Annotated in this window: 22 protein-coding genes, 1 tRNA gene and 1 pseudogene; 14 read left to right on the top strand and 10 right to left on the bottom strand. The window is 67.9% G+C overall.

Going from position 1 to position 25,826, the window contains the following annotated elements; all coding sequences use genetic code 11:
- Positions 1 to 18: 18 nt before the first annotated feature.
- Positions 19 to 1,719: an asparagine synthase-related protein gene (locus ACFFC4_RS13760; protein WP_375501766.1), complete on the bottom strand. Its 1,701-nt coding sequence runs from the start codon at positions 1,717 to 1,719 to the stop codon at positions 19 to 21.
- A 1,098-nt stretch (positions 1,720 to 2,817) separates the two neighbouring features.
- Complete coding sequence (locus ACFFC4_RS13755; protein ID WP_375501764.1) at positions 2,818 to 3,255, bottom strand: SRPBCC family protein; 438 nt, start codon at positions 3,253 to 3,255, stop codon at positions 2,818 to 2,820.
- A 184-nt stretch (positions 3,256 to 3,439) separates the two neighbouring features.
- On the opposite strand from ACFFC4_RS13755, the gene ACFFC4_RS13750 reads away from it, so the two are divergent.
- Together ACFFC4_RS13750 and ACFFC4_RS13745 are read left to right on the top strand one after the other, a co-directional pair.
- Positions 3,440 to 4,192 carry an ANTAR domain-containing protein gene (locus ACFFC4_RS13750; RefSeq protein ID WP_375501762.1) on the top strand — a complete coding sequence of 251 codons (753 nt, stop codon included), beginning with the start codon at positions 3,440 to 3,442 and terminating at the stop codon, positions 4,190 to 4,192.
- Positions 4,189 to 4,446, top strand: coding sequence for a hypothetical protein (locus ACFFC4_RS13745; protein ID WP_375501760.1), 258 nt, complete (start codon positions 4,189 to 4,191; stop codon positions 4,444 to 4,446). The genes ACFFC4_RS13750 and ACFFC4_RS13745 overlap by 4 nt, the downstream gene beginning before the upstream one ends.
- Positions 4,447 to 4,538: 92 nt before the next feature.
- Here the strand turns inward: ACFFC4_RS13745 and ACFFC4_RS13740 are convergent, their stop codons facing one another.
- The 7 genes from ACFFC4_RS13740 to ACFFC4_RS13710 all read right to left on the bottom strand — a co-directional run bounded on the left by ACFFC4_RS13740 (position 4,539) and on the right by ACFFC4_RS13710 (position 11,560).
- Positions 4,539 to 5,105: a DUF3618 domain-containing protein gene (locus ACFFC4_RS13740; RefSeq protein ID WP_375501758.1), complete on the bottom strand. Its 567-nt coding sequence runs from the start codon at positions 5,103 to 5,105 to the stop codon at positions 4,539 to 4,541.
- 33 nt (positions 5,106 to 5,138) lie between these two features.
- Positions 5,139 to 5,576, bottom strand: a complete 438-nt coding sequence (locus tag ACFFC4_RS13735; protein ID WP_375501756.1) for a phage holin family protein — start codon at positions 5,574 to 5,576, stop codon at positions 5,139 to 5,141.
- The gene (locus ACFFC4_RS13730; protein ID WP_375501754.1) at positions 5,573 to 6,277 is read right to left on the bottom strand and encodes a hypothetical protein; all 705 of its coding nucleotides are present in this window, start codon (positions 6,275 to 6,277) and stop codon (positions 5,573 to 5,575) included. The genes ACFFC4_RS13735 and ACFFC4_RS13730 overlap by 4 nt, the downstream gene beginning before the upstream one ends.
- Positions 6,278 to 6,487: 210 nt before the next feature.
- Positions 6,488 to 8,149, bottom strand: coding sequence for a glycerol-3-phosphate dehydrogenase/oxidase (locus ACFFC4_RS13725; RefSeq protein WP_375501806.1), 1,662 nt, complete (start codon positions 8,147 to 8,149; stop codon positions 6,488 to 6,490).
- A gap of 93 nt (positions 8,150 to 8,242) precedes the next feature.
- On the bottom strand, positions 8,243 to 9,757 hold the full coding sequence (gene glpK / locus ACFFC4_RS13720; RefSeq protein WP_375501752.1) for a glycerol kinase GlpK: 1,515 nt from the start codon (positions 9,755 to 9,757) through the stop codon (positions 8,243 to 8,245).
- Positions 9,758 to 9,769: 12 nt separating this feature from the next.
- A complete protein-coding gene (locus ACFFC4_RS13715) occupies positions 9,770 to 10,630 on the bottom strand; it encodes an MIP/aquaporin family protein (RefSeq protein ID WP_375501804.1) in 861 nt (286 codons plus the stop codon).
- A gap of 108 nt (positions 10,631 to 10,738) precedes the next feature.
- Entirely contained in the window at positions 10,739 to 11,560 is an 822-nt protein-coding gene (locus tag ACFFC4_RS13710; RefSeq protein ID WP_375501750.1) for an Fpg/Nei family DNA glycosylase, read from the bottom strand.
- A gap of 65 nt (positions 11,561 to 11,625) precedes the next feature.
- Between ACFFC4_RS13710 and ACFFC4_RS13705 the strand changes: the two genes are divergently transcribed.
- From ACFFC4_RS13705 to ACFFC4_RS13675, 7 genes are all read left to right on the top strand, one after another.
- Positions 11,626 to 11,699: transfer RNA gene (locus ACFFC4_RS13705), tRNA-Pro, on the top strand.
- A 45-nt stretch (positions 11,700 to 11,744) separates the two neighbouring features.
- Positions 11,745 to 13,130 carry a GH25 family lysozyme gene (locus ACFFC4_RS13700; protein ID WP_375501748.1) on the top strand — a complete coding sequence of 462 codons (1,386 nt, stop codon included), beginning with the start codon at positions 11,745 to 11,747 and terminating at the stop codon, positions 13,128 to 13,130.
- A 130-nt stretch (positions 13,131 to 13,260) separates the two neighbouring features.
- Complete coding sequence (gene tig, locus ACFFC4_RS13695) at positions 13,261 to 14,688, top strand: trigger factor (RefSeq protein ID WP_375501746.1); 1,428 nt, start codon at positions 13,261 to 13,263, stop codon at positions 14,686 to 14,688.
- Between the two features lie 143 nt (positions 14,689 to 14,831).
- A complete protein-coding gene (locus ACFFC4_RS13690) occupies positions 14,832 to 15,434 on the top strand; it encodes an ATP-dependent Clp protease proteolytic subunit (RefSeq protein WP_375501802.1) in 603 nt (200 codons plus the stop codon).
- Between the two features lie 11 nt (positions 15,435 to 15,445).
- A complete protein-coding gene (locus ACFFC4_RS13685; protein ID WP_375501744.1) occupies positions 15,446 to 16,099 on the top strand; it encodes an ATP-dependent Clp protease proteolytic subunit in 654 nt (217 codons plus the stop codon).
- A gap of 140 nt (positions 16,100 to 16,239) precedes the next feature.
- The gene (gene clpX / locus ACFFC4_RS13680) at positions 16,240 to 17,526 is read left to right on the top strand and encodes an ATP-dependent Clp protease ATP-binding subunit ClpX (RefSeq protein ID WP_375501742.1); all 1,287 of its coding nucleotides are present in this window, start codon (positions 16,240 to 16,242) and stop codon (positions 17,524 to 17,526) included.
- A 168-nt stretch (positions 17,527 to 17,694) separates the two neighbouring features.
- The gene (locus tag ACFFC4_RS13675; RefSeq protein WP_375501740.1) at positions 17,695 to 19,635 is read left to right on the top strand and encodes a M3 family metallopeptidase; all 1,941 of its coding nucleotides are present in this window, start codon (positions 17,695 to 17,697) and stop codon (positions 19,633 to 19,635) included.
- On the opposite strand, the gene ACFFC4_RS13670 is transcribed toward ACFFC4_RS13675, so the two are convergent.
- Entirely contained in the window at positions 19,584 to 20,378 is a 795-nt protein-coding gene (locus ACFFC4_RS13670) for a GNAT family N-acetyltransferase (protein WP_375501738.1), read from the bottom strand. The genes ACFFC4_RS13675 and ACFFC4_RS13670 overlap by 52 nt on opposite strands.
- Positions 20,379 to 20,440: 62 nt before the next feature.
- On the opposite strand from ACFFC4_RS13670, the gene ACFFC4_RS13665 reads away from it, so the two are divergent.
- The 5 genes and pseudogenes from ACFFC4_RS13665 to ndk all read left to right on the top strand — a co-directional run bounded on the left by ACFFC4_RS13665 (position 20,441) and on the right by ndk (position 25,764).
- Positions 20,441 to 23,035, top strand: a complete 2,595-nt coding sequence (locus tag ACFFC4_RS13665; RefSeq protein WP_375501736.1) for a valine--tRNA ligase — start codon at positions 20,441 to 20,443, stop codon at positions 23,033 to 23,035.
- Between the two features lie 2 nt (positions 23,036 to 23,037).
- Positions 23,038 to 23,514, top strand: coding sequence for a hypothetical protein (locus ACFFC4_RS13660; protein ID WP_375501734.1), 477 nt, complete (start codon positions 23,038 to 23,040; stop codon positions 23,512 to 23,514).
- Positions 23,515 to 23,521: 7 nt separating this feature from the next.
- Positions 23,522 to 24,904: pseudogene (locus ACFFC4_RS13655) on the top strand (bifunctional folylpolyglutamate synthase/dihydrofolate synthase); the annotation flags it as partial.
- On the top strand, positions 24,901 to 25,311 hold the full coding sequence (locus tag ACFFC4_RS13650; RefSeq protein WP_375501732.1) for a DUF4233 domain-containing protein: 411 nt from the start codon (positions 24,901 to 24,903) through the stop codon (positions 25,309 to 25,311). The pseudogene ACFFC4_RS13655 and the gene ACFFC4_RS13650, both read left to right, overlap by 4 nt.
- Positions 25,312 to 25,332: 21 nt before the next feature.
- A complete protein-coding gene (ndk, locus tag ACFFC4_RS13645; protein WP_375501730.1) occupies positions 25,333 to 25,764 on the top strand; it encodes a nucleoside-diphosphate kinase in 432 nt (143 codons plus the stop codon).
- Positions 25,765 to 25,826: the final 62 nt, after the last annotated feature.

The raw sequence follows: 25,826 nt of genomic DNA, 5'->3' as shown, positions 1-25,826 counted from the left end.
CCGCCGGATCTCATGAGATTACTTGTCGATCTTGTTGAGGTACATCCCGAACATGAGGCCGCGGCCGAGCACGCGAGCGGCTTTGCCAAAGGACTCCGGGTTGTCGTGACCCTGAACGTAAGTCCAGACTTTGGTCAGATAACCGACGTCGAGGTAGTCCGCGGCAGGGCCCCGCGAGAGTTCGTGCAAAGTGGCGACCACTTCGTCCGAGCTGGCTCGAAGCCGGGGTACGAAATCAACCCCCTGCCGAGCGGTTCGCTGGTTGAGCCGGACCGCTTCGGGCAGCATGCCCTTCGTGGCCTCGCGAATCAGCCAGCGCCGAGTGCCGGTGGCGGCGTCGATGTAGTGCTGCGGCGGCACGGACAAGGTGAAGCTGACGACGCGTAGGTCGGCAGTCGGGTCCAGGATGTCAATCCCATGGGCGCGTCCTTGAAAAGCCGGTCCGGCAGCGCCGGCTGCCGCTTGGAGCAGGTTTCGGTGTCGTCGTTCGGCAGGCCCGGCGGGCGATTGACGCTGCTCAGCAAGCATGGCGTGGACGGCGGGCGATCGCAGCAGACGCGGGTGCATGGCGGACTCGCGGTACCAGTGGGGGTGATAGAGACCTTTCAGCCGCGTATGCCAGCCCGCCGGCAACTGGTCTGCCAAGCGTCGGCGCAACGCGGACCACGGTCGGAGCGTCTCGAAGTCCAGGCCGCGCCATGACATGGTCAGGTTGCCCATACTGCCCGTTAGTAGGGTGATGCATCCGGCGGCGCGGGCCCTCTCGGTGATGTCCAGGACCCACGCCAGGTTGCACGGGTTCCGGATCGGCTCGCCCCCTAGTTCGAGCCAGCGGAGCATGGCAGCGACGGGGGTGAAGGCCTCTCCGCTGACCCGCCGCTGTTCGATGTTCGGGGCGACTGCGGCGGTCGCCGAGGCCAGCTGCCATTCGTCGACCAGCGACCCGGGGGCAAAGAAGTGTTCGTAGTTGCCGGGCGCCGAGGCGGTGAACGCACGCAGCGAGCGGCCCTGCGCCGCTAGCAACCCAGCCGCCAGGACGCCCACGGCGCCGGAATCCATGCCGCCACTGAGATGGCTGCCAACCTCCCCGGTTGGGGGTATCCGGGACGCAACAGCCTCGGTCAGCACGTCACGCAATTGCTTCGCGTAGTCCACGCCTGTCGGCAATTGCAATGTGGCGACGTCGGCGGGGTGCCAGTAGCGACGGAGTCGCGGACGACCCCTGGTAATCGTCAGTACGTGTCCCGGAGCGAGCCGCCGAATACCCTTGAAGGGAGTTCGCTCCAGCCGTGGGTCGGTCCAGCCGAACAGTGACTCCGCCAGCCACGCCTCGTCGATGGAGTCGGTGACGAATGGCAGTTCGCGAAGCCCACTGACATCGCTGGCGAAGGCAAAATAGCTGGAGTTTGCATAATAATAAACTGCAGCTGTCCCGACCTGATCGCGAGCCAGGACCAACCGCTGTTCGTTCGGGTGCCAGGCAGCGAACATCCAGTCGCCGAACAAATGCTCAGGGGCGCGCTCACCGCGTTTGCGGTAACTGGCCTGAACTCGCTGGGCATCGCGCGATCGGCCGCCCGCGTTGGTCGAGGTAAAGGGCGATGCTGACGTGTCGATGGGGTCGAACGGCGGGTCCAGTCGCGCGCTGGCGACCAGCACACCGTCATCCGAGTCGCGCGGATCGCCGAAGAGCAGCGCATCAGTGGGGGCATGGACCATAAAAGATCCCGCATCCCAAACCTGGTGGTGATCCCATTGCCAATTGGCGCGCAGGTGATCCCGAACGGTAGGGGCAAAGAACGTATCGACTAAACCGAGTACTCCGCAGAAGCGTGGCGCAACTCGAATCACATCACTCAGAGGGACGTAGTCCCGTTGTACGGACCATCGCCGCCGGTGCCCGACCCGTTGAGGGTGCGACTCACCTGCAATTTAGTTACCTTCGGCGCGGACCAGGGCTGGCAATTGGCATTCTGGTCAGCTGAGTTGGGTCCGACGACGGAGTAGTTCTCGGCGGGGTCATCCGTAATCATAGGCACCTCGATAGCGTATCCCAGATCATCCGATTCAGCGGCTCCTCGACTCGCCGCGAAATCGAGTAAGAACACATAATTGCGGGAGGAAGGCAAGGGTCTTTACGACCTCACAGTCCCATCGCCGACAACGCGGAACGCGCGACGACGATCCACACCGCTATGTGATCAATTCTGTACCGCGGACAGCATCAGCCGATGACGGTGCCCGAGCTGAGGCCGTCCCCCAAAGACTGCGATCCGGCAAGGCTCCTGGTCACGTCTAGTTGTGTGACTGTCGGGGTGATCCAGACTGCGCGATCTGCTTGAGGCGACGGAGTCGGCTGAACCGACCGATCCGCAGCTGCGTCATTCGGGGTCATATGAGCCTCCTAGGGGGTTTCTCAAGGTAGCGCGACTCGTCGGTATTCGCCCGAAATTGTCTTTCCGTGCCGTGTTGTCGTGGTTTAGTCGGTCATGTGTTTCTGGCGTGACAACGACCGCCCTGGACCTAGTGCCAAAGAGCGGGCCTCACAATCGCGCGCACGGCACGCCGCGGAAACACGTGGCGTCGACGACCCCGCACCACGAGCGCTTGGCGGTTCGATCGCGGATGGCGCCGAGTAACGGCTGATTCGTACACGGAGAGCTCTGACACCACAGGCGGGGCTGCCGGGCGGGACACGACGGCCAATCAGCGGCGATGACCATGCGCAAGGTAGTGGGGTCACGCGCTGGTCAGCGCGCCACATGTTGTTGCATTGCGACCACGGCCCGACCGACGAACGGGGCCGGTCTGCGCGTGTTAGCCCGACAGGCCGTTGAGGACCTCGGTGAGCTGCTTCTCGGTGTCGTTTCCCAGCTTCTCGAACCCCAGCTTTGCAAGCGGGGTGGCGAGCTTGGCGGCGCCACGCAACTCGAGATTCGCGTGGTACGTGACCTCGCTGCCGGCACCGGCAGGGCGCACCGTGATGGTGTCGATCGTCTTGGCTGAATCGTTCTCCCCCACGAACACCAACTTGTCGTTGGTGAGCTCGGTCAGGGTGTAGGTCAGCTCGGTGGTGCGTCCCGCGAGCTTGGACGTGTTGTGCCAGCTCGTACCGACCTGCACAGGTCCGGCGCCATTCTGCGTACACGTCTCAGTGCCCGGGTCCCATTCTTCGGCGTGGCTGAAGTCCTTGAGGTAGTTGAGGACAACGGTCGGGGCGGTCGTTACGGTGAAGGTGCGTTCGGCGCTCGGCATGTCAGTCTCCTCGTTGGGACGCGTGGCCACGGCAGCACGGCACGGTGGTCTCATTGGCCACGTACCCGGCCATCGCTCCAGGTAATCGAAAACAGGTGATCGCTCCGGTCCGTTCGCCTGCGCCGGTGTTCGCGCATCGGTCCGCCTGGGTAAGTCAAGTTCGCCGCGCGTCGGAACGTCCGTCGTGGCGAATTATCAGGTCCCGGGAGTTCGGACGTTGGGCAACGAAGAGCAGTGGGCCGGCATCATCGAGGCCGTCACCCGACCTGGGGCCGAGCCGTCGATCGAGCATCGGGCTGCGCTCTTGCAGAGCGTGATCTCCCTGGCCGACAGCGTCATTCCGGACGTCGTCGGGTGCAGCGTCACGCAGGTGGCGGAGGGCGACCCAGGCGCGGGATACCGAACACCCGTGGCCTCGAACGAGCTGGCAGTGGCCCTCGACCGCGCGCAGTACGCCGCCGGCGACGGACCCTGCGTCGCCGCTTGCCGTGATGGGCGGGAGCACAGCCTGCCCGTCATGGACGACGAGCGGGCTTTCGCACGGTTCACTGCCGCCGCAATCGAGCGCGGAGTGCATAGCTCGCTGTCACTGCCGCTGAGCCTCGCCCGACCCTCGGCACTCAATCTGTACGCAGCGGATCCGCAGGCGTTCGCTGCATCCCGTCCCCGGGCCGCCGCGGCTTTCCTGAGCCGTTGCGTCGCTGGCCTGCTGCCCGGGGGGATTGCGACCGAGGCGCCAAGTGATTCGACGTCTGCGATGGCGCAACGTCGCGAGTTGGTTCGCCAGGCGTGCGCCGTCGTCTCCGCGCGCGAGGGATGCGGGACGGCTGCTGCATTCCACCGATTGACGGTCGTGTCTCGAGAACGGCAACTCGGCATCTTCGACGTCGCTCGCGTCGTCATCGATGCCGAAGCCGGGGCGGGGCAGGTGCCGTGAGCTCTACCGAGGAGGGTTTGAGCCTGTTCCGCGGGCTCGCGGAGTCAGGCATGAGCTATGCGGACTTGGCACTGGAGCAGATGTGCATGGGAGGGTCGGCCGACGATCTCGAGGTCGAGGCCTATGTGCTGGGGTTGTTGCGTCCGAACGCCTATCAGCACAACTTGCTCGCGCAGGCGATCAATGAGCACTTCATCGATCAGGGTCTCAACCACCCGGTGGCCTACGCCGACGACGAGCACCCGTCCGACTGAGTGGTCCGACCCCCGGTTTGTTTGGGGCAATGCCAAAACCGCCGGTCCACCCGAGGGTGGACCGGCGGCCGGCGTCGTGAACGTGCATTGTGTCAGCTCTGCAGCGGTGCCTGAACGTCCTCCTTGGCCGACTTCGCCTGCTCGGTGGTCGTGTTGGCGGCGTCCTGAGCGCTCGAACGGACCTCTTCGACGGCGCCCTGGACCGCCGGCTTGAGCTGTTCGGCCATGTCTTGGCCAAGCTGCTTAGCCGGCTCGGCAAGCTGACGGGCCTTGCCCTCGGCTGCAGCCGCGAGCTGCTGCTCGGCCTCGCTGGCCGGTGCGAGGGAGCCGAGCACCAGACCGATACCGAACGCGACAAGCCCCACGCCGAAGGGGTTGCCCTGTGCCTGCTGCTTTACCTTCTGCGGTGCACCGGTGGCGGCGTCCTTGGCGCTGCCAGCCGCAGACCCGACCGAGTCACCAGCGCCGCGTAGGCCGCTGCTGTCATCCGAGGAACCCATGACGCGTTCCTTCAGTGCGGTGCCGCGGCCCTTCACCTTGTCGACCTGGCGGCCGACGACGGCTGACGGGGACACTTTGTCGGCCAGCCGGTCTACATTGCCGCTGAGTTCGTTGCGGGTCTGCTCGATCTGGGCCTGGATTTCTTCGGGGCTACTCATGGTCGATCTCCTTGTCCGTCGTGGGTCGACGCGTCATGAACTGGGCTTGAGAGCATCGGGTATTTCCTTGGTAGTGGCGATCGTGCGTTCCGGCGTCGGGTTGACCTTTTTCAACGTCGAACGACCAACGACCGCCAGCACGGCGGCAATGACGGCCCACACAGCGGCGACGATCAACGCAGCCCAGGCCTCGTCCATGACGTTGGCCAGGCCCCACCATGCGGCGATGGACAGGAACAGCACCACCATGTAGCCAGCGAAGCCGGCGCCACCGAGCATTCCGGCGCCCTTGCCCGCCTTCGCGACCTCGGTCTTGATCTCGGCCTTCGCAAGCTCGACCTCCTGACGCATCAGCGTCGAGAGGTCCTTGCTCACCTCGCCGAGCAGCTGGCCGATGCTCTGGCTCTCGGATGCGGCAGAGGGTGCCGGCGCCGGTGCGTCACGGGTCGCTCCGGGTTGTGGCGCCGTCATCGTGCACCGTCGGAGGGGTAGCCGTAACCGGGTGTCGCGGAGACGTCCGGCGCGGCCGCGTGGCGTGCCGACTCGTCGACCAGACCCTGCGTCGCAGGAGCGGCGTACGGGTCGACCGCTGCGGCGGAGCCGTAGGTTGTCTGGCTGCCGTACGCGGTCTGATCCCCGTAGCCTCCGGGTCCCGGGGTGGGGCGGGCGGACACGCTGGAGTCGACAGTGGAATCGCTGCTGTCGCCGTTGTCTTTGTGCGCTGCGACAGTGCCGCGGCCCAACCGGCCGGCGACGATGCCGGCTGCGAGCGCGCCGAGCAGAAATGCGCCCGGACGGCGGCGTGCAAAGCGTCGCACCTCTTCGAGGATGTCCTCGGGCTCACGTCCGTCGAGCCAGTCGGCCACACCGTGGGCCTGACCAGCCGCGCGGGTGACGAGGTCCGTGGCTACGCCGCCCTGACCGTTCTCGGACATCGAGTTCAACTCGTCGCCGAGCGAACGCAGGTTCGTCACCGCATTGCGGTGCTGATCGCCGACCTGGCTGCGGACCTGGCCGCGGGCCTCGCCTACGAGATCGCGGGCCTGCTTCTGCGCCTCACCGGCGACGTTCTGCACCTGCTCAGACGCGGTCGACGCGAGGTCGCTCGCCGCCTCTTTGCCGGCCTGCGTGGATTCTGCTGCCTTGTCCTTCACTGACGCGTTTTCGGTCATGCGCTCCTCCGTCGATAAGGACCAGGGACCCTGGCTGTACGCCGAAAAGACCGTCGGACAGGACGCCGACGGTGGTACCGGCAGATGGGTCGCTGGTCATGGTGTTGACCTAGCGGGATGGTTCCAAACCCCAGGGCTAGGGGGCGAGCAACAGCTCGCGGTACGAGTGACCTACCCGCCGTTGATTCGGACTAACACGCAGGCGGGGCGTCAGCCGATCGGGACGATGTCCTCCGCGCCCAGCCGGGCGGCGTCTGCCGTGGCGTCGTCGGGCTGCTGCTGCGAGGCCCGTTCGGCCTCGACGCGCGCGAGGTAGTGCGACACCTCGCGCGCGACCTGTTCCGGGCTCCAGTTCAACAGCGGAGCCATCAGGTCGGCCACCACCTGGGCAGCCGCGGTGCCGCGGTCCCACGTTTCGATCGAGGCGCGGGTGCGCCGGGCCAGCACGTCGTCCAAGTGCCGTGCACCCTCGTGGCTGACCGCGTAAGGCACCTCGGCTCGCAGGTAGTCGTCGGCCCCGGGCAGCGGCTCGGCCAGCGACGGGTCGTCGGCGATCAGCGTCAGAACCTCCTTGACCATCGACCCGTAGCGGTGCAGCAGGTGCTCGACGCGCACCACATTGATCCCGTACGTCTCGGCCAGCTCGTGCCGCGCGTTCTGCATGGCGACCCAGCCGTCCGCCCCGACGAGCGGCACCTGCTCGGTGCACGACTCGGGCACCTTCGCGTCGAGCGAGCGAACCGCCTCGTCGACCGCGTCCTTGGCCATGACCCGATATGTCGTGTACTTGCCGCCGGCCACCACGACGAGCCCCGGCGCGGGGTGCCCGACGACATGCTCGCGCGACAGCTTGGACGTTGACTCGCTCTCGCCGGTCAGCAACGGACGCAGTCCCGCGTACACCCCTTCGACGTCGGAGGCGGTCAGCGGGGAGCGCAGCACCGAGTTGACGTGCTCAAGCACGTAGTCGATGTCGGACGAGCTGGCTGCCGGGTGGGCCTTGTCGAGGTCCCAGTCGGTGTCGGTCGTGCCAACGATCCAGTGCCGGCCCCACGGGATGACGAACAGCACGGACTTCTCCGTGCGCAGGATGAGCCCGGTGTCGAGTTGCAGCCGATCGCGCGGCACGACGAGGTGCACGCCTTTCGACGCCCGCACGTGGAACTGGCCGCGGGTGTCGGCCATGGCCTGGGTGTCGTCGGTCCATACGCCGGTGGCGTTGATGACCTGCTTGGCCGACACGAGGAACTCCTCGCCGGACTCGAGGTCGGTGACGTTCGCGCCGACGACGTGCTCACCGGCCCGCTCGAAGCGGGTAACGCGGGTGCGGTTGGCGACCAGAGCGCCGTAGGTGGCGGCGGTACGCACGATCGTCATGGTGTGCCGGGCGTCGTCGACCTGCGCGTCGGAGTACTGGACCGCGCCCACCAGCGAGTCCGGCTTCAGCGCCGGCGCGACGCGCAGCGCCTTCTTCTTGCTCAGGTGTTTGTGCCACTGCAGGCCCATCCGATTGCCTGATGTCGCGGCCATGGCGTCGTACAGCGCAATGCCGGCCCCGACGTAGGGCCGCTCCCACACACGGTGCTTGAGCGGGTAGAGAAAGCGAACCGGCTGCACGAGGTAGGGCGCCAGCGTGCCGAGCGACAGGCCCCGCTCCTTCAACGCCTCCCGCACGAGCGCGAAGTCCAGCATCTCGAGGTAGCGCAGGCCGCCGTGCATCAGCTTCGACGAGCGCGACGACGTGCCACTGGCCCAGTCCCGGGCCTCGATCAGACCGACCTTCAAGCCGCGCGTGGCGGCGTCCAGGGCTGCGCCGGCACCCACCACCCCGCCGCCGACGACGAGGATGTCGAGTTCCGGTCCGTCACGCATCTCCTGCAGTGCGGCGCTTCGGTTCTGCGGTGACAGGGCAACAGGCTGCACAGCACATCTCCTTCATCGGACGAGCGGCGACCCGCGCGCGGGTCACTCGTCGTCTACCCAGTCCAACGTACGTTCGACCGCCTTCTTCCACCCGCGATAGCCGATCTCACGCTGCTCATCGCTCCACGTCGGGTCCCAACGCTTGTCCTCGTGCCAGTGCTCACGAACCTCGTCGGTGGACTCCCAGAACCCGACCGCGAGACCTGCGGCGTAGGCCGCACCCAGAGCGGTGGTCTCGGCCACGACCGGCCGCGACACCGGCACATTGAGAATGTCGGCCTGCAGCTGCATGCACAGGTCGTTGGCCGTCACGCCGCCGTCGACCTTGAGCACTTCGAGCGAGACGCCCGAGTCGGCATCCATGGCGTCGGAGACGTCGCGGCTCTGGTAGCAGATCGACTCGAGCGTGGCCCGCGCCAGGTGAGCGTTGGTGTTGAACCGCGACAGCCCGACGATCGCGCCCCGGGCGTCGCTGCGCCAGTACGGAGCGAACAACCCGGAGAAGGCAGGGACGAAGTAGACGCCGCCGTTGTCGTCGACCTGCTTGGCCAGGCCCTCGATCTCGGACGCGCCGCTGATGATGCCGAGCTGGTCGCGCAGCCACTGCACCGCCGAGCCGGTGACCGCGATCGACCCCTCCAACGCGTAGACCGGATCCTGGTCGCCGAAGCGGTAGCAGACGGTGGTAAGCAGGCCGTGCTCGGAGCGCACGATCTCGGTGCCGGTGTTGAGCAACAGGAAATTGCCGGTGCCGTAGGTGTTCTTGCCTTCCCCGGGCTCGAAGCAGACCTGCCCGACCATGGCCGCGTGCTGGTCGCCCAGCGCGGCCGTGATGCGCACGCCCTCGAGCTCGGTGGGGCGGGCGATGGTGCCGAAGGCCTCCGTGTCCGAGGAGCTGACGATCTCGGGCAGCATCTGCTTGGGGATGTCCAGGAAGCTGATCAGCTCGTCGTCCCACTGCAGCGTCTCAAGGTCCATGAGCATGGTGCGGCTGGCGTTGGTGACATCGGTGACGTGCCGCCCGCCGTTGCGGCCGCCGGTCAGGTTCCAGACGACCCACGAGTCGGTGGTGCCAAAGATCGCGTCGCCGTTCTCGGCTGCCTCCCGCGCACCGTCGACGTTGTCGAGGATCCATTTGATCTTGCTGCCTGCGAAATACGGCGCCGGTTGCAAGCCCGCCTTGTGCTTGATCGTGTCGGCGTGGCCGGCCTTCTCGAGCGCGGCGATGATCGACGCGGTGCGGGTGTCCTGCCAGACGATCGCGTTGTAGTACGGCCGGCCGGTGTTCTTGTTCCACACCACCGTCGTCTCGCGCTGGTTAGTGATGCCGATGGCGGCGAGATCGCTCGGCTCGAGGTTCGCGCTGTTCAGTGCGCTGCCCATCGCCGAGGCCGTGCGCTCCCAGATCTCCACGGGGTTGTGCTCGACCCACCCCGAGCGCGGCAGGATCTGCTCGTGTTCGAGCTGGCTGCGCGACACCTCGGTGCCGTCGTGGTCGAAGATCATGAAGCGGGTGCTGGTCGTGCCCTGGTCGACGGCTCCGACGTAGTCAGCCATTGTTGTTGCTCCTCATGAGATGGTCGATTCTTCGGGCACGGTGCCGGTTTCGGTGGACTCGGGTTCGTCGGCGGAGTCGACTCCGTCATCCTCGGGCAGGTAGTTGCGGATGAACACCTGGTAGATCGCGGACCCGACGAGGCCGCCGATGAGCGGCCCGACTATCGGCACCCACCAGTACAGCCCGCCGTACTGGTCGCGGAACGCCGTGCCGTACCCGGTAATGAAGGATGCGACGCGCGGCCCGAAGTCACGCGCCGGGTTGATCGCGTATCCGGCGTCGGCGCCGATGGCCATGCCGATGACCACCACGAGCAGGCCGATGATCAGCGGCGCCAGGTTGGCCAGCGGCGGGGAATTGCGGACGTCGCCCAGGGCGCGGATGACGAGCAGCAGCACCGCCGTACCGATGATCTGGTCGCGCAGAGCGCCCCATTCGCTGACCGGGAGGCTGCCGTTGCCGGGCAGGGTGGCGAACACGGTCTGCGTCTTGGCGGTGTTGCCCGGGTCGATGTGGGCCAGGGCCTCGCTGTAGTTCCAGCGCACCAGCAGCGCACCGGTGAATGCGCCCAGCACCTGGGCGCCGATGTAGGGCGCCACCCTGCGCCAGGCGAACCCTTCGAACACGGCCAACGACACGGTGACGGCGGGGTTCAGATGCGCTCCGCTGCGACGCCCAGCGACGTAGATGCCCAAGGTGACGGCGATACCCCACGACCACGCGATCGCGTCGTGCCCACCGAGGCTGCCGTCGGACACCGAGCTGACCTGCGCCACCACGCCGTCGCCAAACAGCAGCAGCACCGTAGTGCCCAGGTACTCGGCCAGGACGGCGCCGAGCAGCCCCGTCGCTCTGGTGTTCTCGGTCGGCATGCGCATCGCCACGAGCTACCGCCTAACTCCGTGCGACACTGCACGATCGACGGCCGCCACTGGTCATGGCGACTTCCCGGACCGTCCTTCCCCTCACAGTGACGGTTATCACGTCCGCTGGCAGGTGGGGCACCAGAACAAATTGCGGGCGGCGAGCACCTCGGTGCGGATCGCGGCGCCGCAGACCCGGCACGGCAGGCCGGTGCGCTGGTAGACGTAGTGCGACGTCGCCCGTGTCACCCGGCCACGCGGTCGGTCCTCGGCACGCGTTGTCACGATCCGGCCGGCCTTCACACCGGCCCGCATGAGGGTGACGAGGTCGCCCCACATGGCCTGCCAGACCTCGGCCGGTACGTCGCGGCCCGGCCGGAACGGGTCGAGCAGGTGCCGGTAGAGCAACTCCGCGCGATAGACGTTGCCTACGCCGGCCAGCACCGACTGGTCCATGAGCAGCGTGGCGATGGGGGAGCGGCTGCGCGCGATACGGGCATAGGCGCGCTCACCCTTCGCGCGGGGCTGCAGCGGGTCGGGGCCCAGTCGGGCCAGCAACAGGTCGACGTCCTCAGGTGTGTACAGCTCGCACGCCGTCGCCCCGCGCAGGTCCGTCCAGGCGGTGTCGTTGACCAGCCGCAGTCGCAGCGCACCGCGTGGTTCCGGCGGCTCCGGACGCTCCGGCGTCAGGGCGCCGGTGCTGAACTTGCCGTACAGGCCGAGGTGGACATGCAGGATCGGGGCCTGCTCAAAGTCATCTGCGGAGTAGTGGTGGAACAGGTGTTTGCCGTAGGCCTCGGCGCGCTCCAGTACGCGCCCGTCGAGCACGCTCGCCCCGACTGTGAACCGGCCCTGCGGGCTGCTGGCGTGCACAACAGAACCGCCGAACATTTCCTGCTGGTCGCGGGCCAGGCGGTGCAGCGTGTGGCCCTCAGGCATGAGACGTCGTCACCGCTCCAGTCTGCCGGTCGAGTCGCACCGTAGAGTGGGCAGCTGTCAGCGTCCGGGGTGTGGCGCAGCTTGGTAGCGCACTCGCTTTGGGAGCGAGGGGCCGTGGGTTCGAATCCCGCCACCCCGACACAATGTTCATGGGCGCCTCAGGTGCGCCAGCTACCGTCCCCGCGTGCGTATCGCTGCGTCTTCCGGCCTGATCCTCGCCCTCGTGCTCGCCGGGGGCGCATCGGCAGCGGCTGACCCGTCGTCTGCCTCGGCCGGGTTGCGCATTCCGGCCGGCGGTGGCACTCCACATGCCGGCCCGACGTCCACCGGCCGCACGCCGCAGCGCGCGGCGGCCGCCCCCACACCCGCACCGACCGGGTACCCGGTCACCGGCATCGACGTGGCCAGCTATCAGCGCACTGTCGACTGGACCGCCGTGGCAGCGGCGGGCACGTCCTTCGCGCTCGTGAAGGCTACCGAGGGGACCACCTACACGAACCCCTACTACGACGCGCAGTACACCGGAGCGCTCGCGGCCGGCCTGGACGTCGGCTCCTACGCGTTCGGCCGCCCGGACGCCGATGACCCCACGGAACAGGCCGACTACCTGATCGCCCAATCGCAGCCGTTGACCGCCGGTCGCACCCTGCCGTTCATGCTCGACATGGAGTCGCCGTACTCGGGCACCGGCATCACGGACCGGTGCTGGAACCTGACGTCGGCGCAGATGGTCAGCTGGATGCGGGCCTTCGTCGACGAGGTGCGGGCACGGACCGGCATGCCGACCCTGATCTACACCAGCGGCAACTGGTGGAGCGCCTGCACGGCGAACAACGCGACGTTCGGCGACCAGCTGCTCGACATCGCCTATTGGAGCGCCGGGCCGCCGACGGCACTACCGGCAAGCTGGTCGAGCTGGACGTTCTGGCAGTACGCCGATTCGGGCTCCTTGCCCGGCGACCAAGACGTCTTCAGCGGCACCCGCGCCCAGCTCGACTCGCTCACCTACGCGGCACGCGGACCGTTCCGCGACGTGCTCGCCAGCAACCCTTTCGCGGCGGACATCAGCTGGCTGGTCGAGCGGGGCATCACCACCGGGTACGCCGACGGCACCTTCCATCCCGCGGCGAACGTCTCCCGGCAGGCGATGGCGGCCTTCCTGTACCGCTACGCCAACCCCGATGCGACCGCTCCGGCCTGTGTCAGCAAGCCCTTCGCCGACGTGCCGATCGCGTCGGCGTTCTGCGCCGACATCGCCGCTCTGAAGGACGCAGGCACCCTTGCCGGTTACCGCGACGGCGGGTTCCATCCTGCCGCTACCGTGTCCCGCCAGGCGATGGCGGCGTTCCTGGACAAGATCGCCGGTCCGGCGAATGCTGCCCCGGCGTGCACGTCGGCGCCGTTCACCGACGTCGCGGTCGGCAACCCGTTCTGCAGCGACATCCAGTACCTGGTCAGCGCACGCGTCGCCGCCGGCTACGGCGACGGCGGGTTCCACCCGGCCGACGCGGTGTCCCGGCAGGCCATGGCCGCCTTCCTGCACCGGCTGTTCACCGTCACTGCCGAGTAGCACGCCGAGGGCGCAGTCCGGCCGCGAGTTCAGGACTGCGCTGGGCTGCATAGACTCGGCTGAGCAGCTGCGCCCGGTCCGTTGACCTGCGCGCCTATCGACCACATCCCATCGTTGAGGAGTACCGCACGTGAAGAGCACCGTCGAGAACCTGAGCCCGACCCGCGTCCGGCTCGCCGTCGAGGTGCCCTTCGACGACCTCAAGCCCAGCCTCGACAAGGCGTACAAGGCGTTGTCCCAGCAGATCCGCGTCCCGGGTTTCCGTCCGGGCAAGGTGCCGAACCGGATCATCGATCAGCGGGTCGGCCGCGGCGCGGTGCTCCAGGAGGCCGTCAACGAGGCGCTGCCGGGCATCTACGGCGAGGCCGCCCGTGAGCACGAGCTCAACGTGCTGGGCCAGCCCGAGATCACCGACATAGCCGGGGCCGAGGATCTGGTCGACGGCGGCACGTTCCACTTCACCGCCGAGGTCGACGTTCGCCCCGAGATCACGCTGCCCGACCTCGACGGCGTGACCGTCGCGGTCGATGACGCCGAGGTCACCGACAGCCAGGTCGACGAGCAGCTCGACGAGTTGCGCGAGCGCTTCGGCACGCTGACCGGCGTCGAGCGCCCGACCGAGACGGGCGACTACGTGTCGCTCGACCTGTCGACCGCCGTCGACGGTGCGGAGATCGCGGAGGGCTCGACCAAGGGCCTGTCCTACGTCGTCGGTTCCGGCGACCTCGTCGACGGCCTCGACGACGCCATCATCGGCAAGTCGGCAGGCGAGTCCGTCTCGTTCACTACCTCCCTGCTGCACGGCGAGCACGCCGGCCAGACGGGCGAGGTCACGGCCACGGTCAAGTCGGTGAAGGTCAAGGAACTGCCCGAGCTCGATGACGAGTTCGCCCAGCTGGCCAGTGAGTTCGACACCGTTGCCGAGCTGCGCGACGACCTGCGCGAGCGGCTCGGGCGCGTACGCGTCCTGGAGCAGGGTGCGCAGGCGCGCGACAAGTTGCTCGAAAAGCTCATTGCCGAGATCGAGTTCTCGCTGCCCGAATCAGCCGTCACCGCCGAGATCGAGTTCCGCCAGCACGACATCGTGCACTCGCTCAACCACGACGACACGCTGCTCGAGAAGTACCTCGAGGCACAGGGCAAGACGCGCGAGGAGTGGGACGCCGAGATCCGCGAGGGCGCCGAGCAGTCGGTGCGCGCGCAGTTCATCCTGGACGCGATCGCCGACGCGCAGGAAGTTCAGATCGGCGACTCCGAGCTCACCGAGTACATCGTCCGGCAGGCCCAGAACTACCAGATGCCGCCGCAAGAATTCGCGAACCAGATCGTGCAGGGTGGCAACCTGCCGATGCTGGTCGCCGACATCCGGCGCAACAAGGCACTGGCCTCGGTGCTCGAGCAGGCGAACGTCACCGACGCCTCCGGGAACACCGTCGACCTCGCGGCGCTGTCCGTCGAGCCCGGGCCCGAACTCGTCGAGGACCTCGGCGACGTCGACGCAGACTTCGATGAGGACGTCGACGACGAGTACGCCGACGACTCCTTCGAAAAGGACTGAACAGCGCCCTCCTTCACGCCCTGAGCGAACGCGGCCCCTGTCGGGAGTCGTCTCGTCCCTCGCTTCGTTAGGGTCGATGAAGAACACCGACAACGAAGGAAGGTTCGACGACTGTGAGTCGACTCGAAAGGCACCCCGCCGAGCTGCGTTCGCCGGGCGCGGGCATGACCCTCAACGACTCGGTCTACGACCGGCTTCTGCGTGAGCGCATCGTCTTCCTCGGCCAGCAGGTCGACGATGCGATTGCCAACCAGATCTGCGCCCAGCTGCTGCTGCTGTCGGCCGAGTCACCCGAGCAGGACATCGCGCTCTACATCAACTCGCCCGGTGGCTCCGTCACTGCAGGCATGGCCATCTTCGACACCATGCAGTTCGTCGACTGTGACGTCGCCACGTACGCCATGGGCCTGGCCGCGTCGATGGGGCAGTTCCTGCTGTCGGCCGGCACGCGCGGCAAGCGCTACGCCCTGCCGCACGCGCGCATCCTCATGCACCAGCCCTCGGCCGGCATCGGCGGCACCGCGGCCGACATCGCCATCCAGGCGGAGCAGTTCAGGCTCACGAAGCGCGAGATGGCTGAGCTCACCGCCGAACACACCGGCCAGCCGGTGGAGAAGATCCAGGAAGACGCCGACCGCGACCGCTGGTTCACCGCCCAGCAGGCGCTCGAGTACGGGTTCGTCGACCACGTCGTCAGCCGCGTCGCCCAGGTGCCGGGCAACAACAGCCCGAACCCGTCGGAGTGAGAGGGACCACCATGAGCGAGTACCAACCCACGGGCATTTCCGCCGGATTGCATCTGCCGAGCAACCGCTACGTGCTGCCGTCGTTCACCGAGAAGACGAACTACGGCTTCAAGGAATCGAACCCGTACAACAAGCTGTTCGAGGAGCGCATCATCTTCCTCGGCGCGCCGATCGACGACGTCGTCGCCAACGACGTGATGGCCCAGCTGATCGTGCTCGAGTCCTCGGACCCCGACCGCGACATCCAGATCTACATCAACAGCCCCGGTGGCTCCTTCACCGCGCTGACCGCCATCTACGACACGCTGCAGTACGTACGCCCCGAGGTGCAGACCATCTGCATGGGGCAGGCCGCCTCGGCCGCCGCGGTGTTGCTCGCCGCCGGCACCAAGGGCAAGCGGTTCGCGCTGGGCAACGCCCGGGTGCTGATCCACCAGCCCTCCGGCGAGGGTCAGGGGCAGGTTTCGGACCTCGAGATCCAGGCCAACGAGATCCAGCGGATGCGGGTCCTGCTCGAGGAGATCCTGGCCAAGCACACCGGCCAGACCGTCGAGAAGGTCCGCAAGGACATCGATCGCGACACCATCCTCACCGCGCAGCAGGCCAAGGAATACGGGATCGTGGACGAGGTCATCACCTCGCGCAAGTTCGTCCCCGAGGTCTGACACTTCCCGCGCGCCAGCCGCGGTTTGCAGCGGACTTCCCAAGCAATTGCGGGTAGCGTGCGAGACCTCGCGTCGCTCGACTAACGATGTGCCGGTTCTCGTGCGCCGGCCGCTACGAACCCAGAGGGGACTGGTCGCCAGTGGCACCACGTGTCGGCGAGACCGGCGACCTGCTGAAATGCTCGTTCTGCGGCAAGAGCCAGAAGCAGGTCAAGAAGCTCATCGCCGGGCCTGGCGTGTACATCTGCGACGAGTGCATCGACCTCTGCAACGAGATCATCGAGGAGGAACTCGCCGAGACCAGCGAGTTCAGTTTCGACGAGCTGCCCAAACCGCACGAGATCTATGAGTTCCTCAACGGTTACGTCGTGGGGCAGGATCAAGCGAAGAAGACGCTCGCAGTGGCCGTCTACAACCACTACAAGCGCGTGCAGGCCGGTGGCGAGGCCAAGCCGCGCAACGCCGACTCCGCGGTCGAGCTCGCCAAGTCCAACATCCTGCTGCTCGGCCCCACCGGCTCGGGCAAGACGCTGCTGGCCCAGACGCTGGCCCGCATGCTCAACGTGCCGTTCGCCATCGCCGACGCCACTGCCCTCACCGAAGCCGGCTATGTCGGCGAGGACGTCGAGAACATCCTGCTGAAGCTGATCCAGGCCGCCGACTACGACGTCAAGCGCGCCGAGACCGGCATCATCTACATCGACGAGGTCGACAAGATTGCCCGCAAGGCCGAGAACCCGTCGATCACCCGTGACGTGTCCGGCGAGGGCGTGCAGCAGGCGCTGCTGAAGATCCTCGAGGGCACAGCCGCCTCGGTTCCGCCGCAGGGCGGACGCAAACACCCGCACCAGGAGTTCATCCAGATCGACACCACCAACGTGCTGTTCATTGTCGGTGGCGCCTTCGCCGGGCTCGACACCCTGATCGAGAACCGCGTCGGCAAGAAGGGTCTCGGCTTCGGAGCCGAGCTGCACACGAAGTTCGAAAAGGAATCCAAGGACGTCTTCGGCGACGTGATGCCCGAGGACCTCATCAAGTTCGGGCTGATCCCCGAATTCATCGGCCGCCTGCCGGTCATCACCTCGGTGCGCCCGCTGGACCAGAGCGCCCTGGTCGAGATCCTCACGGAGCCGAAGAACGCGCTCGTGCGCCAGTACGCGAAGCTCTTCGAGCTCGACAACGTCGAACTCGAGTTCTCTGCCGACGCCCTCGAGGCCATCGCCGATCAGGCCGTCCTGCGCGGCACCGGTGCGCGTGGCCTGCGGGCGATCATGGAGGAAGTCCTGCTCTCGGTCATGTACGAGGTGCCTTCCCGCGAGGACGTCGCGCGCGTGGTCATCACCCGCGAGACGGTGCTCGACCACGTCTACCCGACCCTCGTCCCGCGCGAGCCGGCCAAGCGCGAGCGCCGCGAGAAGTCCGCCTGACCTACCGACTACTCCGCCGACGGCTGGGCGCACGGGTCGAGCCTGGCCGAAGTCGTCGCCGTTCGCGGCGGCCTGTGGACAGCGCTCGACGCTGGGCCGGCAACCGGCAGACTCGCCGGAGAAGCACCGGTGGACGCCACATCGACCGCCGGTCGTAGGGTCGATCGTATGACTCAGCTCGACGCTCTTGCCCTGCCCCAGGACGGCTGGCCCGACTGGCTCGCCGGTCGCGTCGACGATCTGCTGGCCACCGCGCAGGAGCTGCTCGGCCGGCTGAAGGACGGCTCTTCCCGCAGTGCCGACGAGGTGCTCGAGCTCTGGAACGACGCCGACATCGCGTTGCGTGGCGCGAGCTCGGTCAGCAGCCTGCTCAACGAGGTGCACCCCGAGGCCGAGGTGCGCACGTTGGCCGAGGACCGCGCCCAGGACGTCAGCCGGGTCGCGACCGACCGCGACCTGGACCGTGAGTTGTTCGAGGTGCTGGACTCGACCGACCCCAGTGGCCTGGACGAGCAGGCCGTACGGCTACGGGAGAAGGTGCTGCGCGACTTTCGCCGCACCGGCGTCGACCGGTCCGAGGGCGAGCGCACCCGGCTGCGCGAGATCGCCGAGCGGCTGACCGTCGTCGATCAGGACTTCGCCCGCAACATCCGCGACGACGTCCGCTCGATCTCGCTGACGCCTGACCGGCTCGTCGGGGTGCCGCAGGATTGGATCGACGCGCACCCACCCGGCGACGACGGCCTGGTCACCGTCACCACCGACTACCCGGACTACCTGCCCTTCCGGGCCTTCGCGGCCGACGCGGCGGCCCGCCGCGAGCTGGCCAACGCCTTTCTCAACCTCGGCTGGCCGGTGAACGACGAGATTCTGCACGAGATGCTCGACCTGCGGCACGAGCAGGCCACGCTGCTCGGCTATCCCGACTGGCCCAGCTACGACGCCGAGGTCAAGATGGTCGCCTCGTCGCAGCACATCGCCGACTTCATCGCGAAGGTTGCGGATGCCGCGGCCGACGCCGGCCGCCGCGACGTCGACACGCTGCTCGAGCGGCGCCGCCAGGACGAGCCCGACGCCACGGGCATGGACGCCACGTGCGCCGGCTACTACAGCGAGCTGGTCCGTCGCGAGCACTTCGACGTCGACGCCCAGCTCACGCGGCAGTACTTCCAGTTCGACCGCGTGCGTCAGGGTCTGCTCGAGGTCACCGGCGCGCTGTTCGACGTCGAGTACGTCCGCATCCCCGACGCGTCGGTGTGGCACGAGGACGTCGCGGCGTACGACGTCCTGGTCGACGGTGTGCGCAAGGGGCGCATCTACCTGGACCTGCACCCGCGCGAGAACAAGTTCAAGCATGCGGCACAGTTCGACCTGGTCGCCGGGGTGACCGACCGGCAGCTGCCCGAGGGCGTGCTGGTCTGCAACTTCTCCCGCACGCTGATGGAGCACAGCGACGTCGTCACGCTGTTCCACGAATTCGGGCACCTGGTGCACCACGTGCTCGGCGGCGACCAGCACTGGGCGCGCTTCTCGGGCGTGGCCACCGAGTGGGACTTCGTCGAGGCGCCGTCGCAGATGCTCGAGGAATGGGCGTGGGACGCGGACATCCTGCGCACCTTTGCCACGGACGCCGACGGCAACCCGATACCGCGCGAGCTGGTTGAGCGCATGCGGGCCGCGAAGGAATTCGGCAAGGGCCTGTTCGTGCGGACTCAGCTGTTCTACACGGCCGTCTCGTACGAGTTCCACCGCGACCGGCCGGCCGATCTCACCGCGCGGCTGCGCGAGCTGCAGGCGAAGTACGACATGTTGGCCTACATCGACGACACGCACTTCCACGCCGCGTTCGGCCACCTCGCTGGGTACTCCTCGGGCTACTACACCTACATGTGGTCGCTCGTCATCGCCAAAGATCTGTTCGCCCAGTTCGACGCCGCTGACCTGCTGCAGCCCGAAGTAGCGCACCGCTACCGCGACAAGATCTTGGTGCCGGGCGGCTCCCGCGATGCTGCCGACCTCGTCGCCGCGTTCCTGGGTCGGCCGTTCAGCTTCGACGCCTACGCCGCCTGGCTCGATCGCGAGGCGACGATGCGGTCCTCGACCGGGTAGTAGCCCAAGGCCTGATAGATCTTGTTCGACGTCGGATTCGCCAGGTCGGTGAACAATACGGGGATGCCCCCGTCAGCGAGGATCGAGCGCGTCGCGGCGGCCGTGACCCCCGACCCGTAGCCGTGCCCGCGGTGCTCGGGCGGTGTGTACACCGGCCCGACCCGCGCGCTGCCGGCCAGCACGGGGCGCCGGGCAGCCATCGACACGGGTGTGCCCGACGGGTCGAGCCACAGGTACAGCTGGCCGGCGTCCAGGGCCCGGTCGGCCGTCGGGTCGGTGTCGGTCATGGTGTCGTGCGCCTCGGCGGCGAAGGCCGCCACGCAGGCGCGTCCGAACGACCGGTGCTCGTCCTGCGCGACGATCGCCCGGCCGGCGACGGCCGGCTCGACCAGCGTGGTGAGCCGGAACAGACGCTGCCGCTCGATGCGCGGCCGCGGACCCACGACGTCAAGCAGCGCCGTCACCTGCGCCTCGGGGCCCGACAGCCCCGCGACGCCCGGCAGCTCGGTGAGCAGCGCGCGCAGCTCGGTACGGCCGTCGGCCGGCCAGTCGCCGACCAGCAGCAGTGGGAACTGGGCCTCGGAGCGAACGGCGAGGCACGTGCCGTCGGTGGCGGCCCAGGCGGTGTCGCGCAGGGTGATGCCGATCGTGCCGAGCACGGTGTGGCGTATTGGATCGGCGGCGAGCAGGGGATCGACTAGGGCACGGATAGCGTCGTGGTCGGTGGTGACGGTGAGAGGCACGTCCCGATCATCGCGCGGACCGCCAGGGCATTAGGGCGGGCCGGCCTTCGTAGGATTGCCCGGTGACCGACACCCCTCGACCCGACGCACCTCAGTTGCCGACGCACTTCGTCCCGGCCGACGTCGAGGGCCCGCTCTACGAGCGCTGGGTCGAGCGCGGTTACTTCACCGCCGATCCGTCGAGCGACAAGCCGCGCTTCTCGCTTGTCATCCCGCCGCCGAACGTCACCGGCAGTCTGCACCTGGGGCACGCGCTCGAGCAGTCGATGATGGACGCTCTGACGCGGCGCGCGCGCATGCGTGGGTTCGACACGCTCTGGCTGCCGGGCATGGACCACGCCAGCATCGCGGTGAACAATCTCGTTGAGCGCTACCTGTCCGAGACCGAGGGGAAGGGCCGCTTCGACTATTCGCGAGAGCAGTTCGTCGAGAAGGCCTGGGAGTGGAAGGCACGCTACGGCGGCCAAATCCTCGGTCAGATGCGCCGGCTGGGCGACGGTGTCGACTGGTCGCGCGAGCGATTCACCATGGACGACGGACTGTCGCGCGCGGTCCAGACGATCTTCAAACGGCTCTACGACGACGACCTCATCTATCGCGCGGAACGGATCATCAACTGGTGCCCGCGCGACCTCACCGCGTTGTCGGACATCGAGGTCGACCACGCCGACGAACCCGGTGAGCTGGTCTCGATCCGTTACGGCGACGGCGATGCAGCGATCGTGGTGGCCACTACGCGCGCCGAGACCATGCTCGGCGACACCGCGGTGGCCGTGCACCCGGACGACGATCGATACCGCCACCTGATCGGTACCGAGGTGCCGCTGCCGCTCACCGGGCGACGAATCCCGATCATCGCCGACGACCACGTCGACCCGTCCTTCGGCACCGGCGCCGTCAAGGTGACACCGGCGCACGATCCTAACGACTTCGAGATCGGCCGGCGCCACGACCTGCCGATGCCGACGATCCTGGACGAGCGGGCGGTCATCACCGCGCCCGGTCCGTTCCAGGGGCTCAACCGCCTCGAGGCGCGCACCGCGATCGTCGCGGCGCTGCGCGAGGACGGCCGGATCGTGGCCGAGAAGCGACCCTACGTGCACTCGGTGGGGCACTGCTCGCGCTGCGAGACGATCGTCGAGCCGCGGTTGTCGCTGCAGTGGTGGGTGCGCGTCGAGACGCTGGCCAAAGCCGCCGGCGACGCGGTGCGCGACGGGCGCGTCGTCATCGAACCGGCGTCGATGGCCGGGCGGTACTTCCAGTGGGTTGACGGCCTACGTGACTGGAACATCAGCCGTCAGCTGTGGTGGGGCCACCGCATCCCGGTCTGGTACTCGCCCGACGGCGACGACGTGTGCCTGGGCCCGGACGAGCAGCCACCCGCCGGCTGGACCCAGGACGAGGACGTCCTGGACACCTGGTTCTCCTCGGCGCTGTGGCCGTTCTCGACGCTCGGCTGGCCCGACGACACCGAGGACCTGCGCGCCTATTACCCGACCACCGTGCTGGTCACCGGCTACGACATCCTCTTCTTCTGGGTCGTGCGGATGATGTTGTTCGGCCTGTACGCCATGGACGGTGCGGTGCCATTTCAGACGGTGCTGTTGCACGGGCTGGTGCGTGACCCGACGGGCAAGAAGATGTCGAAGTCGCGTGGCAACGTCATCGACCCGCTGCTCTGGATGGACACCTACGGCGCTGATGCGACCCGACTGTCGCTGCTGCAGGGCGCGAACCCGGGCGCGGACCAGGCCGTCAACACCGAATGGGTGGTCGGCGCCCGCAACTTCTGCACGAAGCTCTGGAACGCGACGCGATTCGCGCTGATCAGCGGGGCGACGGTGGCCGGGCCGGTGCCGGCATCGGTCGAGGGACCGGACGCCTGGATCCTGTCTCGGCTGGCCGAGGTGATCACCGAGGTCGACGAACTCTACGAGCGCTACGAGTTCGCCAAGATCGCCGACGTGCTCTACCACTTCGCGTGGGACGAGGTCTGCGACTGGTACATCGAACTGGCCAAACTGTCGCTGGGTGACGAGTCGGGAGACACCACCCGCCGCGTGCTCGGCGAGGTGCTCGACGCGCTGCTGCGGTTGCTGCACCCGATGGTGCCGTTCGTGACCGAGGAGCTGTGGACCGCGCTCACCGGCGGGGAGTCGGTGGTGGTGGCGGACTGGCCGGTCGCCGACCTTGGGCGCTCCGATCCGGCCGCGACCGCCGATGTCGCGACGATCCAAGCCGTCGTCACCGAGGTCCGCCGCTTCCGCTCGGACCAGGGCGTCAAGCCGTCGCAGCGGGTGCCGGCGACGGTGTCCGGGGCCTCGCCGTCGACCGAGCCCGCCATCCGCGCGCTGCTGCGTCTGGCCGAGCCGGGCGACGGGTTCGCGGCGACCGCGTCGCTGACCACCGGGCGCGGGGTGGCCGTCGACTTCGACCTGTCGGGCACGATCGACGTTGCGGCCGAGCGGTCCCGGTTGACCAAGGACCGGGCCGCCGCCGAGAAGGAGCGTGCGGTCAACGCCGGCAAGCTCGGCAACGCGGCGTTCACCGGCAAGGCCCCGGACGCCGTGGTCGCAAAGGTGCGCGACCGGCTCGCCGCTGCCGAGGCCGAGCTGGTGCGCATCGACGCAGCGCTGGCTGCACTGCCCACGGCTTGACGGTGCCGGCTTACGTGGTGCGGCGTCGCGATCCGCGCCGGATTGCCGATGCGGTGATCCGCTACCAGCTGGTGCAGCTGCGGTTCGTGCTCACCGTGGTCGTGGTGCTCGCAGGAGTCGCGCTGTTGGGTGGCAGCTACGGCAGCGGCGGCGGCGCGGTATTCGCCGTCGTGTTCTTCGCGGTGTTGATGGTGCTGGTCATCGCTTACAAGCGCGGGCAGTTGGCCAAGACCCTCGCTGCGCGCGGGTATCGTCCCGGAGCGACGGTCGAGGCGCACGCCGACGACGAGGCGCTCTGCGTCATTGCGTCCACTGGTTCGGCGCGGCATCCGTGGGCCGATATCGAGCACGTGCGAGTGGTCGACGGGATTGTGCTGTTCCGGATGCGGGCAGCACGCTTGGTCGTCGCGGTGCCGGTCAAGGCGATGCCGGACGGCGCCCTGCAACGGATCGACGACCGGGCGTCTCGACGTCCGTAGACTGGCCCCTTGTGGTGATGACAGCGTGGCGGTGACCGAGAAGCAGAAGTACGCGCAGGCGCTGCGCGAGGTCGAGGCGGCCATCTTCAACCGCCGCGGCGAGGGGCACATCAACCCGACGAACGATCGCATGCAGGCCCTTGTCGATCTGCTGGGGGATCCGCAAAGGGCCTACCGGTCCATCCACCTCACCGGCACCAACGGCAAGACCACCACGGCCCGGATGATCGACGAGCTGCTTCGCGCCTTCGGTATCCGCAGCGGGCGCTACACCAGCCCGCACCTCGAGCGGGTCACCGAACGCATCGTCATCGATGGCGAGCCGATCAGCGACCAGACCTTCGTCGAGGGATACCGCGAGATCGAGCCCTATGTCAAGATGCTCGACGCCCGCTTCGACACCCCGCTGTCGTTCTTCGAGATCGTCACGGCGCTGGCTTATGCGATCTTCGCCGACGCGCCTGTCGACGTCGCCGTGGTCGAGGTCGGCATGGGTGGCTCGTGGGACAACACGAATGTAATCGACGCCGAGATCGCCGTGGTCACGCCCATCGGGATCGACCACACGCAGTACCTCGGCAACACCATCGAGCAGATCGCCGCCGAGAAGGCCGGGATCATCAAGCCCGACTCGATCGCCATCCTGGCCGCCCAACCCAACGAGGCCGCCCCGGTGCTCGTGCAACGAGCCGTCGAGGTCGACGCCACCATCGCCCGCGAGGGCATGGAGTTCGGCGTGCTCAACCGCGAGATCGCCGTCGGCGGGCAGGTGCTCAGCCTGCAGGGCCTGGGCGGTCAGTACGACGAGGTGTTCCTGCCGCTGTTCGGCGCGCATCAGGCGCAGAACGCAGCCGTCGCGCTGGCCGCTGTCGAGGCGTTCTTCGGCGCCGGCGGGCAAACCGGCTCGCTCGACATCGACATCGTCCGCGAGGCGTTCGCCGCGGTTCGCTCACCCGGCCGGCTCGAGCCGATCCGCTCAGCCCCGACGATCCTGCTCGACGCCGCACACAACCCGGCCGGCATGACCGCCACCCTTGCCGCGGTGGGGGAGTCCTTCCAGTTCCGGCGGCTGGTCGGGGTGCTCGCGGTGATGGCGGACAAGGACGCGACGTCGATCGTGGAGCTGCTCGAACCGGCCCTCGACGAGATCGTGGTGACTGAGGCGTCGTCGACCCGCAGCCTGGACGCCGACTCGCTGGCCGCCATCGCCGTGCCGGTATTCGGTGCCGACCGCGTCACCGTCGAACCTCGCCTGGACGACGCCATCGAGACGGCCGTCCGGCTCGCCGAGGACACCCCTGACGAGATCGTCTCGGGCGCCGGTGTGCTGGTCACCGGCTCGGTGTTCGCGGTCGGGGAGGCCCGCATGCTGCTCGGCGGTGGCACATGAGCGAGCCCGTCACCGAGCCCTTCGAACCCACCCCCGAACAGATCGAGGCGCGGGCCCGCCGTGCGGACCGCGCCACTCGTGGCGCACTGGCTGCCGTGCTGTGCCTCGAGGCGGTAGTCGTCCTGCTGGTGCCCCGGGCCATCGCGTTCACGACCGGGCTAGGTACCACCCGCACGGTCATCCTCATCGCACTGGCGGTGCTGTTGGTCGCGGTGGGTGGCTTGCTGCGGCGGCCCTGGGGCATCGCGGTCGGCTCGGCCATGCAGGTCCTCTTCACCGCCACCGGCATCCTCATTCCGACGATGTTCGTGGTCGGTGTCATCTTCGCTGCCATCTGGGGCCGGCTGCTCGTGCTGCGGCACGAGGTCGTCGGCTCACCCGGCGGGCTGCGGATGCTCGCGGGCTGAGGGACTCGGTAGCCTCCCCCCGTGAGCAGCGAACGCACCCTCGTCCTCGTCAAGCCCGACGGCGTGCGCCGCGGCCTGTCCGGCGAGGTGATCAGGCGCATCGAGAGCAAGGGCTACGTGGTGGCTGCGCTGGAACTGCGAACCGCAACGCCCGAGCTGCTCGAGCAGCATTACGCCGAGCACGTCGGCAAACCGTTCTACGAGCCGCTGGTCGAGTTCATGCTGTCCGGTCCCGTGGTCGCGATGGTCGTCGAGGGCGAGCGCGTCGTCGAGGGCTTCCGCTCGCTGGCCGGTGCCACCGACCCGACCACTGCGGCACCCGGCACCATCCGCGGCGATCTTGGCCGCGACTGGGGCTCGAAGGTGCAGCAGAACCTCGTGCACGGCTCGGACGCGACGGAATCGGCCGAACGCGAGATCGGCCTGTGGTTCGGCGAAGCAACCGAGGGTTAGTCACAACAGCACCATCAGACCCGCGCGTCGCAGCGCTGATCACGGTCCGAGCGACCCTACGA

Source organism: uncultured Jatrophihabitans sp., assembly GCF_964244045.1.
GTDB lineage: Bacteria > Actinomycetota > Actinomycetes > Mycobacteriales > Jatrophihabitantaceae > Jatrophihabitans.
The sequence above is the reverse complement of the archived record's forward strand: the minus strand, read 5'-3'. Positions and strand labels throughout refer to the sequence as shown.